Genomic DNA, 16,179 nt, shown 5'->3' with positions numbered 1-16,179 from the left:
ATCTTGGCCGGGTCATTCCGGCAGATTCAGCTATACCCCTTCGAGTGCGCTCGAAGTCAAGGTGCCCAGACTATCCCGGATGATCAATGAGGTAGGCAGGGTCAGGGCTCCGAGGTCCTCGGTGACAGGCGGGATGCCGGCTTTGCGCAGCCGCGCAATCAAGGTGGACTGTTGGCGGGACTGCCCGGTCTCGGGCTTACGACCCAGCAGAATATCAGCTGCGGCATGTCCTATGGCTCTGCGGGGGATGCGAATCGTAGCTATGGCCGGCTTGACGACAGGAGCAACCATGGTGTTGTCAAATCCGAGGACACCGACCCTGTCGGGCACAGTGATTCCTTTGGATTGCAGTCCCAGAATGACCCCGGCGGCGATCAGATCATTGTAGGCGACCACAGCATCGGGAGGTTCCTGCTCCAGAGCGATGGCAGCCTGCCTGCCGCCTTGGACAGTCGGATTCACTGGACCCATTCGTCGGCATTCCAGCCCCATAGTCCGACTGAGTGCTTGCAGGCTCTCCCAGCGGGATCGGTCGGACCAGGCCCCCACCCGGCTAGCTATGTAGACTATAGACCGTCGTCCCTGCCGCCGGAGCAGTTCCAGGGCTTGGGCCAGGCCGGTGGAGGCGTCGGGCAGGACGGAGGGAAGGCCCTCCATGGGGCGGTTGAGAACCACAAGAGGCAGGTGTCGTCCCAGACGCCGGGCCGTCGGCGCTCGGACCTGATCAGTGGCCAGAATGATTCCGTGGGTATGGCCGGACAGTTGTTCCAGCAGGTCTTCCGTACGCCCCAGCTCGGCTCCGGCCTCGATGATGCCGACTGCACCTTGCTCAGGGAGTGCTTCCTGAGCGCCGGCAAGGATCTGGGAGGAGATGCCGTTGGAGGTGTCCTGGACCAGAAAGGTTATCATGACCGGCCCGGTCGCATCCCTGCTGGGAGGATGGTCGGGTAGGGGGTATCCCATGGATCGGGCCAGGGAGCGGATATGGTCGGCGGTCTGCGAGTTCAGCCGACCGGGATTGTTGAGCGCGCGGGAGACCGTGGACGGGGACACTCCGGCCCTTGCGGCCACGTCGATCATGCGCACGCGTCGGTGCCCTTCCCGCCCCTGTGCGGGCTCCGGGGATCTTCTGGACAAGCCTGATGCTCCGTTCCTTGCCTGATATGGCTGCACTGGCATTGTAGACGGCCTGCCTGCAGGTCGGCACTGATGCGTCCGAAGACCTCCTCGGTCAGTGGATAGCAGCGGATCAGCAGGACCGAGATGGTGAACATGGCAGCCGGTACCAGGCCTACAGCCAGCCGCATGTTGGCGCCCAGGGCCGGATCCTGGGCAACATTCATGCCCGGCCTGTAACCCAGGAATGACAGGATGGCCGGCCCCGCCCATCCATTGATGGCCGCTCCGACTTGGCGGGTGATGCTGAGGGCGGCCATGGAGGCTCCGGCAGTGTTTCCGTTGCCGGTCCGCCACTGCTCGTACTGGACCGAATCCGCCTGCATGGCCCAGATGCAAGGGGTGATGACCTGCACTCCGATGCCGTTCAAGGCTATGCAGGCGACGGCAGGCCAGGCGGACCGGACCAGGATGAAGGCCAGCGAGGATCCGATGACCATCAGCCCGCCCAAGGTCCAGGTGCCTCGCTTGCCCAGGCGCTGCACCAGCCAGGGCGAGCAGGGGGCTACAACCACCCCGGCAAGGACGCCCACCAGCGTCAGGGCGAAGGTGATTCGTCCGGTCAGCCCGGGGTTGCCGACGGTCAGGACCTCCTTGGCGACGATCGGTGCCAGCGAGGCCACCGGGTTGGTCATGAACAGGGTAGCCAGACAGACTACCAGCAGAGGGCGATTGTCGACCAGGAGCCGCAAATCCTCTTTCAGTGAGGTGCGAGGGGTTGCCGGAGGCAGGTAGCGCTCCCTGGTGGTCCGGGCCATGATCAGATAGCCCAAGGAGCCTAGCAGACAGCAGGCGGCGACCACCGGAAGAAAGAGGCGGGAGGGGTCCATGTCGTTGACCCGCGGTGCCAGGGTAAAGGTCAGGATGACCCCTGCCGCCGCTCCGCCGAAGGTGCGGGAGGCTGCCAGGCGCTGGCGGTCATCTGGGTCCCGGGTCATGGCTCCCAGAAGGGCCCCGTAGGGCACGCCGCCCAAGGCCCCAAAGAGTTGATAAAGCAGGTAGGTGGCGATGGCCCAGCCGATGCGTACCGCCATGGGGGCACCCGCCGGAATGGTGTACATCAGGGTGACGGAGATCATCATCGGCAGGCCGAAGACGCCCACTAGCCGCCGCAGACCGCCCTCCTGGTCTTTGTCGCGTCCGTCGGTGATTCTTCCGGCGACCAGGTAGACCAGGGCCTGGAAGAGGTGGGCTCCCAGGAAGATCTCGGCCACCAGCATGGGGTCCATGCCCAAGTAGAGGTAGTAGGTGGTCAGAAAGAGGTTGGTCATCTGCCAGCCGACGTTATTGGCGGCATCGCCCAGTCCGTAGCCCAGGATGGCGGACCAGGGCAGGGACTCAGCGCTCATGGTCGCCCTCGGCGATGAGGCAGGGAAGGAAGGCGGGGGATTCCGGTCCGGCTCCTGCCGCGTTGATGGCACTGACGCTGACCGTGTACTTGCCGGGTGCCAGATCATCGAGGGTCAGGGTGGTCTGTTTTGCAGTCAATCGCAGTCTCGTATTCTGCCCACTGCCCATTTCGCGCATGGTGACCAGATAGGCCTGTAGAGGGAGGCCGCCATCGTCTGGGGGAGACCAGGATGCCTGCATGGTTTTACCGGAAGAGGTCAGCCCGGGTTTGGCCGGACGTCCGGGCGCATGCCCCAGGATTAAGGGATCGCCTTGGGAAGAGGTGGGCGAGACCCGGCCATCCTCGGTGGTGAAGGCTGCCATGACCCGGTAGATGCCTGGCGGAACCTGCCGGAAACTATGGGTCTGTTGGTCGGCGGGCAGCCAGACGGTCGGCTTGGGCTCATGATTGTCAGCCGGTTTCAAGGTCAGTTCGCACCCTGAAAACCCGCGTGGGACAAGGTCAACAGTCAGACGGACGGTCATGTCTGCCGGGTCAATGCTGACCTGGGGGTCGCTGGGCCGGGGCAACGTCGGATCAGTCCTTTCGGCTTTGGGAGGTCCCATACGCAGCTCAAGCGGCTCCGCAGGTTCGCCGATTCCCATGGGGTTGCCCTCTTGCAGGATCAGCCGCCAGGAGCCGAAGGGGATTCCGTCCAGGTCGGCCCGTCCTTGAGGCCTGTCCAGGTAGAAGGTCATGGACCTGCCTTTTCGATCATGCAGAAGGACCCGGGCGGTGCACGGCGCGTCGGCCTGGTGTCGGATCGGTCCGTGCTGCCAAGTCAGCCGTAGACGGTGTCCGTGAGGCTGGGCGTCGATGCTTTGGGGAGCTGCAGGTATGGCTGGCAGACGATGGCGGGCGAAGGCCATGATCTGGCTCAGCTGCAAGGCGTACCGTCCTCCCTGATAAGGGTTGGCTCGCAGCCGGGTTGCCTCGATTCTGATGAACCTGATATCGCTCATTGGGGCGAAATCGAAGGCCTGCGGCCTACCGTCCGCTGGCGGCGGATAGTTGTGGCGGCTGCAGACCCGAGTCCAGCTGCGACCGTCCGATGAAAGGCTGATGGAGAAGTCCAGCGGAAAGCCCTGACCTTGGTTGGAGTCGGTCGATCTGCTGCCGGTTGCGTACTCCACCACACCGAAGGGATCGGTGCCTGATCGCTGGCTGGATTGGCTGGCATCTCCAGACGGATTGCGGCCCCGGGGCGCTAGGACCACTTGGGACAGGGTGGCAGCCTGCTGCATCTCCAGGAGAATCCACTCCGGGCGGTTCCGATTGCCGACGGAGCTGGACCAGCCGAATCGGTCGTAGGCGGCTCCGAGACTGCCGTCGACCAAGGCGGCCCTTGTCCACCCTGGCAGTTCAGCCTGGGAGGAGACCTGGACCCGGGCACCTGCGGCAAGATTGGCCCGGGCCTGTCGGGGAGGCCGCCGCCCGGCGGTGAAGGTGACCGTCACCGTGGCAGTCTCCTGCAGCTCCCCTTGGAAGCGCACGCGGGCCCGGTAGAGATGCCCGGGTTCCAGGCCGGAGGGATTGACAGTGTAGTAGATATCCTGCTCGTGGCGCAGGTTCCCGTTCATGCTTTCCAGGCTGAAGGCGCCTTCGGCATCCTCCAGGACCTGGGCGCTCCAGCGCTCGCTCATTGCGCCGCCCTCCTGACGCAGATGGATGCAGTGCTTGACCTCCCTTGATACCCATTCCACCCGGCCCAGGTCAATGCAGGGGCGTGCGGTCCCCAGTCGAGGCGGAGCAGCATAGTCGATCCATCCCAGGAAGTTCTCCTCCCGGAAGACCTGTTGCCCCTGCTTGCGCACGCACAGGACCAGAAGGAGTCGGGCCCCCTGGCTGGCCTGATCCTTGGGCAAGGTGATGGTCACGGGTACGGTCCGCCAGGAGGCGTATGGGACCTGCACCTGTTGGCATCCTCGGTCGACAACTACCGGTCTGCCCCCTGGGCCACGCTGCCAGGCCACTTGCCAGACCAGCTCAAGGTCGGTTCCCCGCCGCTCCTCGTCATTGTGGACGATGATGGTGCGGTGGCTGGTCACTGCGCGCGGGTAGATCCTGTGAGGTTGCCCCAGGCGCGGTTCGCGGTCGAACTCCTTGTCGTAGGCTGCGACATCAGCGAAGGAGGCGGCTATATATCCAAAGGCCGGCCCCTCCTGCCATGGTTCCTCCTTACTGCGCCAGGGATCGAACTGGGGACGCAGCAGCCTTTTAGGGTTAAGCCCCCTGGGGATTCTGCGCCGGTCCGGTTCCAGGCAGGCCTCGATGTTGTCGTAGATGAAGGCGGAAATGCAGAAGGGCTTCCAGTCGACCACTCGCGTGGTCCGTATGCCCCTGGTCACTCGTCCGACCTCCCGGCCGAAGTCCGCCCGGGAGATGGTGTCCGGATCGCCGTTGAGCCGGCCGTGGTAGATGTCGGCAATCCGTCCCTGCCCATCGTAGCGGGGAATTCCCGCGGTGGAGACTGAGAATTCCTCGCCGGCGGCCAGGGGCAGGGACGAATCGATGTCGTAGAGGGCATAGATGTCTGGGGCCGAGGTCATGCCGGAGGGATAACCCCCGTAATAGTGGCGGGAATCCTCGTCGGTAATGGGGGCATTGAAGCCGTCATTGACCACTGGCCGGGTGCCGTCCTGCTTATGGACTGCCGCTTGCAGGGCTGGGATGAGCAGGTCGCCATCATTGGGGTTCCATGCCTCGTTGGTGGTGGACCAGAGGACGATGCTGGGGTGGTTCCTATAGGCCCGCACCCATCGTTGCGCCCACTCGACATAGTGGCCGATGGCTTCAGGACCATAGCTCATGTGGAAGGGAGGATCCAGTTGCACATTGGCTGGAGAGCCCGGATTCCAGAAGGCCGTCTCCTCCTCAAGGAGCATGCCGGCCTCGTCGGCACGGTCGGCCAGGGCTTGCGAGGGGACTGAGCAGATGTGGTTGCGCAGGATGTTGAAGTTGGCATGTCGATAGGCGTCAACCCAGGCCTTGGTCATGTCCTGACCGGATTGGTTGTCGTCAAGGATCAGCCCATAGGCATCGCCGGCCTCGTTGATCAAGTCGCGGCTGCCCTGGTTGAGCAGGCAGAGGGAGTCGCCGCGCAACCGGATGGGGATGCCGTTGAGCAGGTACCGATTTCCCTGGCGCTGGAATTGCCGGAAGCCAAATCGCTCCTGGGAACGGTCGACCACATGGCCGTCGATGTCGAGAGCAGCCCGCATGACGTACAGGAAGGGATCGGTCCGGGACCAGTAGTGGGCGTCCGGCCAGGCCATCTGCAGGCGGACGACCTTGGAGGAGCCGGGATCCAGGGAGCAGGACACGGGGTTGAAGGCCAGCACGGTCCGGCCCTTGGACATCGAAGCCTTCCAGGGGCGTACCTCGGCCCTGAATCGCAGATTGCATGTGCGCTCGCTGGTGTTGATCAGCGTCGCATTGAGCTCCAGCCGGTCGTTGGAGGGGTCGGCGTCGCCGCCCAGATCGGGGATGATCTGCAGATCTTCGATGCGGTTCTTGGGCTTGCTGCTGAGCCAGACATCGCCGCCCAGCCCCAGCCGCCCGACCAGGTTCTCAGTGCCGAAGGGGAAGAGTAGCCGATCGGGGCCCTCTGTAGAAGTCAGGGCATCGGCGGGAAGGGATTTGACACTCCAGATTTCAATCCTTATCTGGTTGCGTCCGGCATGAACCGCCCTGGTGATATCCAGATCATAGGGGAGCAGCGTCATCAGATAGCCCTTGGTGGATGACGGTCCCACTGGAATTGCGTTGATCGACACCTTGCCCAGGGTGGCCAGGGCATCCAGGTGCAGGATTATATCCTCGTTCGGGTCAAGGGCGTTCAGGAAGAATTCCTTGAGGTAGACGCCATGGTGCAGATCCCGGCTCCAGGAGTCCGGATAGCCGGTGGTCTCCGGCAGGCTGTCCCACCAAGTGGGCACCATGACGGGATATCCCCGGTCTCCGTCGTCGGGATGGAAGTCCCAGATGCCGTTGAGATTGAGTTTCACGCCGCCTCGCCTCACTGCCCGCTGATGTCAGTTCCCGACCGGCCATCATGGCCGGTCAACAGGCAGGGTACATCGTATTAAGGCATTGCCATTTATTGCCAATCTGGACCCGGGCGGTGGGAGTGGCCAGAGCTTGCTTCAAGTATGGCGGCTGAAGGCAGACTTCCGGCCTGGGCATTTGGGGATTGTCGACGAATATGCAGGTACAGGCATGCCGGTGCCAGGCCTTTATGGTCCTGGTCTGGGATGATTAGTCTGAGACGTCGGCCTTGTAGAAGTTGATGTAGGAGCGGGAGGGAGTTGGGCCGCGCTGGCCCTGGTAGTGGGAGCCGTTGTGCTTGGAGCCGTAAGGGTACTGGGCGGGCGAGGAGAGCTGGAAGAAGCACATCTGTCCGATCTTCATGCCAGGCCAAAGTTTGACAGGCAGGGTGCTCACGTTGGACAGCTCCAGGGTGATGTGCCCCTCAAAGCCGGGATCGACGAATCCGGCGGTGGAATGGGTCAGAATGCCTAAGCGTCCCAGGGAGCTCTTGCCCTCCAGCCGGGCAGCCAGGGTGGAGTCCAGTTTGACGTACTCCCAGGTGGATCCCAGCACGAACTCGCCGGGGTGCAGGATCCAGGGCTCGTCCTTGGGCACCTCGAACTGCTCGGTCAATGCACCCTGGTCCTCTGCGGGATCCACGTAGGTGTACTGATGGTTATTGAAGACCCGGAAGTAGCGGTCCAGGCGTACGTCCACGCTGGAGGGCTGAACCATGGCGGGCGTCCACGGGTCCAGATTCAGGTGTCCTGCCTGGTGGGCATCCAGGATGTCATGGTCGCTGAGCAACATGCCTAGGCATCTCCTTTAGGTTCGTTGGTCCAGGGTCTCTCCAATGGCGGGAAACCATCTGAAATCCAGTCTAACCGGCCCTATGCCCGCCTTCTGATTTGGCTGGATTCACAGAGAATTCTCAGATAACACTATCGTCACCATAAGGTAGCAGTTCTTTACTATAGATATCGGCTCAAAAACCGAACGGGCGGTTGACCTCCGTCCGACAACTGATTTCCCTTTCTTCTCTCTCGCCCGGCGGTGTTCACGCACCGCCGGGTTCTCTTCATTTTGGGACGATTTTCAGTGCGTCGACGTTTCACGTGAAACCAGATGACCAATGGCTCGATTGAGTTCGTTAAGGCCTATTACAGGATGATCGGGTGTGTGCAAAATTCTCAGATTCAGATTCCCCTTCTTTGGCGTCTATATAAATCGAGTTTCGACGCAAGGTCTGAGTCATAGGCGCAGAATTGAAGACAAGAGCTGAAGATATGGAAGAACCCCCGTCAGTTATGGCTATGACGGGGGTTCTCCACCGGGGGGAGGGGCGGCGTTCTTCTTGCCTTCGGCGGCTGAGGGAAGAGGGGGACTATCACATTGCCGAAAGCAGTCCGAACTCCGCTCCCTCCCCGGTTCGAGCGGCCGGGTGCCGGTGCCGGGCCCGACTCATTCCCGAGGCCAGGAAGAGTGGACCAAGCAGCGCGGCTATCCGACCAAGTATGTGTAGGTCACACCAGCCTTACTCCTCCTGGGGAGCCTTGGCTGACATGGCCTTGTGGAAGACGGCCACGATGATCAGGGCCAGCAGGGCGGCCAGCGCCATGACCCAGAACATGTTGGCCACCTGGGCCTGGATGCCGGTCTTGACGCCCGCCAGTGCATGCGACCCGAATTGGGGATTGGCCATGAGTCCGCTGTAGACAGCCATGCCGATGGAGGCCGAGGTGTTCATCATCAGGTCTCCGATGCCGATGCCGCGTCCGTTCTGGTCCACAGGCAGGGTGGCCGAGAAGGAGTCGTAGAGGGGCGTGTAGGACATGGTGATGCCTGCGATGAAGACCGAGGCCAGCGCGGTCAGGACCCAGAAGCCCGAGGTGAGCATCAGGGCCGAACCGGCGGCTCCGGCGATCATGAGCAGGGCGGACAGGATCAGCATGGGCAGGCGTCCCATGGCGTTCATGATGACTCCGGACAGGCAACCCACCAGGGTGGCCACGATGTAGACGATGGTCAGGCAGAGGGAAACCTGGCTCAGGGAGATCCCGTAGATGCGGTCGCCGATCACGTTGTAGATGGGCACGCAGGCGAAGTTGAAGAAGTAGAAGACGAAGAGGGCCAGCAGGACAGCCATGTAGGCGCCGTTGGTCACGAACCCGCGGCTCAGGAAGGGGTTGGCGCCCTTCCAGACGTAGCCGGCGAAGATCAGGATCAGGACGGCCAGCACCCCCAGCATCCAGGTGGCTGGGAAGGAGAAGTAGACGGCCACGAATCCGGCGATCAGCGCGAACAGGGCGATGCCGAAGACATCGATGCGCTCGCCTTTGATGCCGGTGTCAGGCGTGTACTTGAGCACCGGGGGGATCAGCAGGACGGAGACCAGCGGCACCAGGAAGAGGTAGCGCCAGTCGATGGAGGTGATCAGCCCGCCGGCGAAAATGCCTACGGCAGATGATGCGTAGTAGACGGCATTGAAGATGCCTAGGTAGAAGGCGCGGTCTTTGTCGCTCAGGTACTTCATGGCCATGACCAGGAAGACCGAGCCAGCCACCTGGCCGCCCGCGGTCTGGATCATGCGGGCCAGGACCACGGCCCAGAAGTTCGATGCGCCGAAGAAGCCTAGGAGGCTGCCGATGATCAGGGCGCCCACACCGAACAGGGTCATCTTCCGGGGGGAGATGTAGTCGCAGAGGGTTCCGTAGAGCATGCAGACCACGCCCAGAACGATGCCGGGCAGGGTGCTGATCAGCGAGGCGTTGGCGGACATCCCCAGGGAGTCGCCCACGTTCTGGAAGACCAGGTTGAAGGCCTGGATCATCAGTGTGCCCAGCAGGAAGATGGTCAGCAGGGCCGGCAGGGCCCGCTTGGTGCTGCGGCGGTTTTCGTCCACGGTTGCTTCGGTAGCCGCGGTGGTGATGGATTCGCTCATGACTGCCGTCCTTCTATCGTTCGCTCTCGGTCTTATGCACCAGGGTCAGGAGCCTGTCCATGAAGCGCCGGGTGAACCGCTCGGTGTCGACCGACAGGGCCACCTTGGTGTTCTTGACCGTGTCCAGGAGCCTGCTGGGGTCGCCGATGGTACGGGCCCGCTGCGGTCCCTCGGTCTCGACCATCAGGTTGGTGGCGAAGGTGGTGACCAGGCTGGGGTCGATGGCCACGGCGGCGGCCAGGGGATCGTGCAGGTTGCAGCCTCCCAGGTAGACCCCACTCTCCTTTTCGCTGATGTCGATGTAGTAGTCGGTCATGTCTGCCAGGAAGCGGCCGGCGCTGGTGCCTGTTGCGCGCAGGGCCTCGGTGTCCTCGCGGCTCATCAGAGCCTGGGTCGTCACGTCCAGGCCAACCATGGTGATGTCTGCGGTGGTGGCGAAGACCCGGTTGGCGGCCTCGGGATCCTGGTTGATGTTGGCTTCTGCGAAGGGTCCCACGTTGCCCGGCTGGGTCAGAGTGCCGCCCATCATGACGATGCTGATGCGGTCGACGATGTCGGGGGCCTTTTCCAGGGCGGCGGCGATGGTGGTCAGGGCGCCGGTGGGCACTACGACCAGCTCACCCTTGGGGTAACGACGGACTGCGTCGATGATGAAGTCCATCGAGCTCTGCTGGCTGGCCTGCCGGTCGGTCTGTGCGGGGATTTCGATGTTGCCGGTGCCGTTGGCCCCGTGGAAGATCTCGGAGTCCGGCGGAACGCTGAAGGAGTCAGCTGTGCTGGGGTGATCAATCCCCTTGAAGACCGGGATATCCTCCCTGCCATACATGGCCAGCAGTCGCAGATCGTTGTCGACGCCTTGGTCGAGCACCACGTTGCCATAGGTGCCGGTGATGCCGATCAGTTCGGCGTCCGGGGAGCCCAGAACGTAGGACAGAGCCAGCGTGTCATCGATGCCAGTGTCCAGATCCAGGATGATCTTGCGGACGGTTTCCTTGCTTGCTGACACGTTGGTCTCCTTCCCAGAAGGATGGGCAGCCCCAACCTTCTGCTTACCTATGTCGTGCCTTCCCTAGGCTGATTCGTTACTGCCGTGAAACAAACAACCTGTTTGATGTAACGTTTCATCAAACTGTACGGAGCTAAACTACCTGCGGCTTGAAGGCTTGTCAAAGCGCGTCGGGGGGTGTTCGCCATCAGGGCAGAGACCCGCAAATTTATCGGTGATCATGCATTCGCGGGTTGACGGCCGTTTTTCTGCGCAGTCGACGATAATGAGGGTATGACTTTAGCGACTCCTGAACAGTATGTGGCGATGCTCGATGCGGCCAGACGGGGGTCCTACGCCTATCCCGCCATCAATGTGACCAGCACCCAGACCCTGAACGCGGCCCTGCAGGGGCTGGACGAGGCCCAGTCCGACGGCATCATCCAGGTTTCCGTGGGAGGTGCCGCCTATCTGTCCGGACAGCGCCTGGCTGACAGGGTGGCTGGCTCCATCGCCTTCGCCAAGTTCGCCCACGAGGTGATCACCCGCTATCCAAACATCACTGTGGCCCTGCATACGGATCACTGCGCCCCGCAATATCTGGACAAGTGGGTGCGGCCCTTGCTGGCCTACGAGAAGAACCAGGTGGCCCACGGTCAGGAGCCGCTCTTCCAGTCACATATGTGGGACGGTTCCGGCCTGCCCCTGCGGGAGAATCTGGCCATGGCGGCTGAGCTGCTGGAGCTGTCCCGGGCCGCACACACCGTTCTGGAGATTGAGGTGGGTACTGTCGGCGGCGAGGAGGACGGTCACTCGGCTGCCATCGACCAGCGGCTCTATTCCTCGCCCGAGGATGGCCCCAGGGTGGTCGATGCCCTGGGCCTGGGCGAGCGCGGCCGCTACATGGTGGCTTTTACCTTCGGTAATGTGCATGGGTCCTATAAGCCCGGTGTGGTCAAACTGCGGCCCGACCTGCTGGGGCAGATCCAGGCCAGGACGGCCAGAGCCATATCCGATGGGGAAGTCGGCGGCATACCCACTCCGAGTGCCCCTGCTGACAAACCCTTCCTCTTGGTCTTCCACGGGGGCTCCGGCTCGCAGCCGGAGGAGATCGCCTCGGCCGTCGCTCATGGCGTGGTCAAGATGAATGTGGACACCGACACCCAGTACGCCTTTACCAGGGCCGTGGCCGGGCACATGTTCGCCAACTACGACAAGGTCCTCAAGGTGGACGGAGAGGTCGGCGAAAAGAGCGAGTACGACCCCCGTTCCTGGGGGCGCCAGGCCGAGGACGCTATGGCGGCGCGCGTAGTCGAGGCCTGCCAGCAACTGGGCAGTGCGGGAAGAGCCATGAGATGATCGATGATTTCCGGTTCGAATATGGTCCTGTGGACGGGACAGTCATGATTGGCTGCCGAGTCATGGTGCCTGGGTCGGTCGGTCTTCCGCTCCATACATGGGGTTAGGCTCGTCTATGGATGGTCTGCCTTTGTTTTCCTTGAATGGCGACCAGTGGATAAGGAGCATCGTATGCCGGGAATCGTGATCGTCGGGGCCCAGTGGGGCGACGAGGGCAAGGGCAAGGCAACGGATCTGATCGGCGAGCACATGGACTACGTCGCCAGATTCAATGGGGGCAACAACGCCGGCCATACCGTGGTTGTGGGCAACCAGGAGTATGCCCTCCACCTTCTGCCCTCGGGGATCATTCACCCGTCTATCACCCCTGTCATCGGCAACGGCGTCGTGGTCGACCCGGCCGCCCTCTTCGAGGAGATCGATGTGCTCCAGTCCCGCGGCGTGGATTGCAGCCGGTTGAGGATCAGCGAGTCCGCGCACATCATCGCCCCCTACCATCGGACGCTGGACAAGGTGACCGAGCGCTTCCTGGGCAAGCACAAGATCGGCACGACCGGCCGCGGGATCGGCCCGGCCTATGCCGACAAGATCAACCGTGTGGGCATCCGTGTACACGACCTGTTCAATGTCGACCATCTGCGCGACAAGGTGGAGGCCAGTCTGCACCAGAAAAACCAGATGCTGGTCAAGCTCTACAATCGCCGGGCCATCGAGGTGGAGGCCACGGTTGAAGAGCTGGCGGGATATGCCGAACGGCTCAAGCCATACGTGGCCAACACCTCGCTGATGCTCAACAAGGCCCTGGAGCAGGGCAAGAATGTCCTCTTCGAGGGCGGGCAGGCTACCATGCTGGACGTGGATCACGGCACCTATCCCTTCGTCACCTCATCCAACTGCACAGCCGGGGGTGCCTGCACCGGCACCGGTGTGGGCCCGACCAAGATCGACCGGGTGGTCGGCGTGGCCAAGGCTTATGTGACCCGCGTGGGCGAGGGGCCCTTCCCCACCGAGCTGGATAACGAGCAGGGCGAATGGCTACGCCGTCAGGGCCACGAGTACGGGGTGACCACAGGCCGCTCCCGGCGCTGCGGCTGGTTCGACGCGCTTGTCAGCCGCTATGCAGTGCAGATCAACGGTCTGACCGATATCGTGCTGACCAAGCTGGATGTCCTCTCTGGTCTGGAGACTATTCCGGTCTGCGTGGGTTACGACATCACCCGGTCCGACGGCTCCCAGGTCAGGGTGGACCAGATGCCCGTGGACCAGGCTGAGTTCCAATCCGCCCAACCGGTGTACGAGGAGCTGCCGGGCTGGCGCGAGGACATCTCCGGCGCCAAGAGCTTCGAGGAGTTCCCGACCAAGGCCAAGGACTACATCCATCGCCTGGAGGACCTGTCCGGCTGCCGCATCTCGGCCGTCGGCTCGGGCCCGGGCCGCGACCAGATCGTGCAGATCCACTCCCTGATCGACTGAGGAAGTTCTATGGCGCTGCCCTGCCTGACCGCCTTCCCTGGGGCGGTCGGGACGGGAATCATCATCTCCACGGACAGGCCTTTGGGAGAACGACTGCACGGTGCCATCGTCGATCTGATCGAAGATTATGAGCGGGCCCTGTCGCGGTTCAGGCAGGATGCCATACCTGCGCAAATGGCCCAGGCCTCTCACGGGGGCAGGTTCGTCTTTCCTGACTACTGCCGGGGGCTTTTTGATCTGTATGACAGGCTGTATTCCGCCACCGACGGGGCCCTGGACCCCATGGTGGGCGAGGACCTGACCCGTCTGGGCTACGGCCGACAGCCCACCTTCCGGCTGCAGGCCGACGCCGTCGGTCATCTGGGACGGATCCACGGGCGACCGACCTGGGGCGATGACCTCAGGCGTCAGGATGTCATCCTTATGACTGCCGGCCCGGTCAGCCTTGATTTCGGGGCGGTCGGCAAAGGTTATCTGGTTGACCTCATTGCCGACATGCTCGAACCTAAGGTCGAGGAGTATCTGATTGATGCAGGTGGCGACATGCGTATGCGGACCTCTCACCCGGTCTCCATTGCCATGGAGGATCCCAGTGATCTGTCTGCAGGGGTGGGGCGGATCGAGCTGTCCCATGGTTCCTTGTGCGCCTCAGCACCCAGCCGCCGCCATTGGACAGACCGGTCCGAGGATGCTGCAGCGGCCGGACTGACAGCGCTTCACCACATTCTGGATGCCATTGACGGCCGTCCGGTTGACCATGTGCTGGCCTCCTGGGTTGTGACTGACGAGAAGAACAACGAACATCCTACGGGCCTGGCTGACGGTCTGGCCACCGCCCTCTTCCTGGCGCCGCCGGATGTGCTGGCTGCCCGGTTCTCCTTCTCCTGCGCCCTGATGTATGCCGACCGCCAGGCCGCAATCTCCGATGAATTTCCGGGCCGGTTCTTCACTGATCCCAACGTCCATCCGTCCACATAGTGGACCAGTCTGGCTGGACCGGCCGATGTCAGGCCTATGGTCGGCACCAATGCGGATGCACAGAATACGCATCCGGTTCGAGAATGATGAAGGGAGGTTCGCCGTGATGACCAGCTTGACAGACACCCGCCGATTCGGCACCGTGTCCGCACGAATTATTAGCCCGTCCTCACCGGCGGACTGACTCGACAATCTTCATTGTTCGACCCCGTCGGAAGGCGGGGCTGGACGCATAGGCTTCATCGCATCAGACCCTGCCAACAGCGGGGTTTTTCTATAAGGAGATGAGATGAAGTGACGGCAAACGATGTCAGTGTTGCTTCCCCGGCCCCGGCAGCCTCTGTGTCCGGCAGCACCCGTGTGACCCGCAGCTCGGTTCGCACAGTCATCGGGGCCTCCATGGTCGGCACGGCCATCGAGTTCTACGATTTCTACGCTTACGGGACGGCTTCGGCCAACTATTTCCCTAAGCTCTTCTTCCCCAAGACCGATCCGACCGTAGCCCTGCTGGCCTCCCTGCTGACCTTCGCCATCGCTTTCATCGCGCGGCCCTTGGGATCCTTGATCTTCGGGCACTTCGGGGATCGTCAGGGGCGTAAGACCACGCTGGTGGTCTCCCTGCTGACCATGGGCTGCTCCACGGTCCTGATCGGCGTCCTGCCCACCTATGCCACCTGGGGGCTCTGGGCCGTGGTGGTCCTCTGCCTCTGCCGGTTCGTGCAAGGTATCGGCCTAGGCGGCGAGTGGTCCGGCGCGGCTCTGGTGGCCACCGAGAACGCCCCGGAAGGCAAGAGGGCCCTCTACGGCTCATTCCCTGAGCTGGGTGCCCCCATCGGCTTCTTCCTTGCCAACGGAACCTACTTCCTGCTGGAGATGTTCTGCACTCCCGAGCAGATGCTGAGCTGGGGCTGGCGCGTGCCCTTCCTGCTCTCCGCCATCCTGGTGGTCGTGGGGCTGGCTGTGCGCGTCTCCATGCAGGAGACCCCCATCTTCCAGATGGCCCTGGATCAGCAGAAGGTCGTCAAGACCCCGCTGCTGGAGGTCTTCCGCAAGAGCTGGCGCCAGGTGCTCCAGGCCACCTTCCTGGTCGCAGTCACCTATACCCTCTTCTACACCCTGGCTACCTGGTCCCTGGCCTACGGAACCAAGCCCAAGTCCCAGGGTGGCGGCGGACTGGGCTTCACCAACCAGGAGTACCTGCTCATGCTTATGGTCTCCATCCTGGTCTTCGCCCTCTTCATCGTGCTGGCCTGCGTCTACGCGGACCGCATCGGCCGTCGCCGGGTGCTGATCGGCAGCTCCGTCATGCTGGTGGTCTTCAGCCTGGTCTTCCCCTACCTGCTCATGGCCCATCACAACACCTTCCAGGTCATGGTCTTCCTCTGCGTCGGATTCGCCCTGATGGGCATCGCCTTCGGGCCTATCGGCGCCTTCCTACCGGAGCTCTTCGACGCCAACGTGCGCTACTCGGGTTCCGGCATCGGTTACAACTTGGCGGCCATTGTGGGCGCGGCCTTCGTGCCCACCATCGCCACCTGGCTCTCCTCCCATTGGGGAGTGCGCTCGGTCGGGCTCTACCTGGCCGTTATGGCGGTCTGCTGCCTGGTAGCAGTGCTGACCTGCCACGAAACCAAGGATGTGGACTTCACCAAGTAAGCCCCGGATGCATCCCGCCGGCCGATTCTTTGAATCGCGCCGGTGTCCGAACAACGAATTGCGGACAGTCCATCTGGCCATATCACGAGTATGGTTGGAGGCATACCGTATCCACAGGGTACGGATCGGGGTCAAGGACAAAATCCGTCGCCCCGGTCGAAAGAGCATCGTCCGCCTGGAACAACGACAGGA

General features: G+C 62.7%; 10 protein-coding genes. 4 read left to right on the top strand and 6 right to left on the bottom strand.

Going from position 1 to position 16,179, the window contains the following annotated elements:
* Positions 1 to 30: 30 nt before the first annotated feature.
* The 6 genes from ACNAOV_RS08925 to ACNAOV_RS08900 form a co-directional block, all read right to left on the bottom strand.
* The gene (locus tag ACNAOV_RS08925; protein ID WP_416518199.1) at positions 31 to 1,080 is read right to left on the bottom strand and encodes a LacI family DNA-binding transcriptional regulator; all 1,050 of its coding nucleotides are present in this window, start codon (positions 1,078 to 1,080) and stop codon (positions 31 to 33) included.
* On the bottom strand, positions 1,077 to 2,525 hold the full coding sequence (locus ACNAOV_RS08920) for an MFS transporter (RefSeq protein ID WP_416517416.1): 1,449 nt from the start codon (positions 2,523 to 2,525) through the stop codon (positions 1,077 to 1,079). The genes ACNAOV_RS08925 and ACNAOV_RS08920 overlap by 4 nt, the downstream gene beginning before the upstream one ends.
* On the bottom strand, positions 2,515 to 6,573 hold the full coding sequence (locus tag ACNAOV_RS08915) for a fibronectin type III domain-containing protein (protein WP_416517415.1): 4,059 nt from the start codon (positions 6,571 to 6,573) through the stop codon (positions 2,515 to 2,517). Before ACNAOV_RS08915 ends, ACNAOV_RS08920 begins: the two co-directional genes overlap by 11 nt.
* A gap of 250 nt (positions 6,574 to 6,823) precedes the next feature.
* A complete protein-coding gene (gene dcd / locus ACNAOV_RS08910; RefSeq protein WP_015022650.1) occupies positions 6,824 to 7,405 on the bottom strand; it encodes a dCTP deaminase in 582 nt (193 codons plus the stop codon).
* 724 nt (positions 7,406 to 8,129) lie between these two features.
* On the bottom strand, positions 8,130 to 9,536 hold the full coding sequence (locus tag ACNAOV_RS08905; protein ID WP_416517414.1) for an MFS transporter: 1,407 nt from the start codon (positions 9,534 to 9,536) through the stop codon (positions 8,130 to 8,132).
* A 13-nt stretch (positions 9,537 to 9,549) separates the two neighbouring features.
* Positions 9,550 to 10,542: a nucleoside hydrolase gene (locus tag ACNAOV_RS08900; protein ID WP_416517413.1), complete on the bottom strand. Its 993-nt coding sequence runs from the start codon at positions 10,540 to 10,542 to the stop codon at positions 9,550 to 9,552.
* 273 nt (positions 10,543 to 10,815) lie between these two features.
* Here ACNAOV_RS08900 and fbaA point away from each other — a divergent pair, with 273 nt between their 5' ends.
* From fbaA to ACNAOV_RS08880, 4 genes are all read left to right on the top strand, one after another.
* On the top strand, positions 10,816 to 11,880 hold the full coding sequence (gene fbaA, locus ACNAOV_RS08895; protein WP_416517412.1) for a class II fructose-bisphosphate aldolase: 1,065 nt from the start codon (positions 10,816 to 10,818) through the stop codon (positions 11,878 to 11,880).
* A 171-nt stretch (positions 11,881 to 12,051) separates the two neighbouring features.
* Complete coding sequence (locus ACNAOV_RS08890; protein ID WP_416517411.1) at positions 12,052 to 13,353, top strand: adenylosuccinate synthase; 1,302 nt, start codon at positions 12,052 to 12,054, stop codon at positions 13,351 to 13,353.
* Positions 13,354 to 13,362: 9 nt separating this feature from the next.
* On the top strand, positions 13,363 to 14,331 hold the full coding sequence (locus tag ACNAOV_RS08885; protein WP_416517410.1) for an FAD:protein FMN transferase: 969 nt from the start codon (positions 13,363 to 13,365) through the stop codon (positions 14,329 to 14,331).
* Positions 14,332 to 14,730: 399 nt separating this feature from the next.
* Positions 14,731 to 15,987, top strand: coding sequence for an MFS transporter (locus tag ACNAOV_RS08880; protein WP_195760154.1), 1,257 nt, complete (start codon positions 14,731 to 14,733; stop codon positions 15,985 to 15,987).
* Positions 15,988 to 16,179 lie beyond the last annotated feature (192 nt).

This window comes from Bifidobacterium asteroides (assembly GCF_048001765.1).
Lineage (GTDB): Bacteria > Actinomycetota > Actinomycetes > Actinomycetales > Bifidobacteriaceae > Bombiscardovia > Bombiscardovia asteroides_K.
This window is presented reverse-complemented; position numbering and strand designations above follow the sequence as displayed.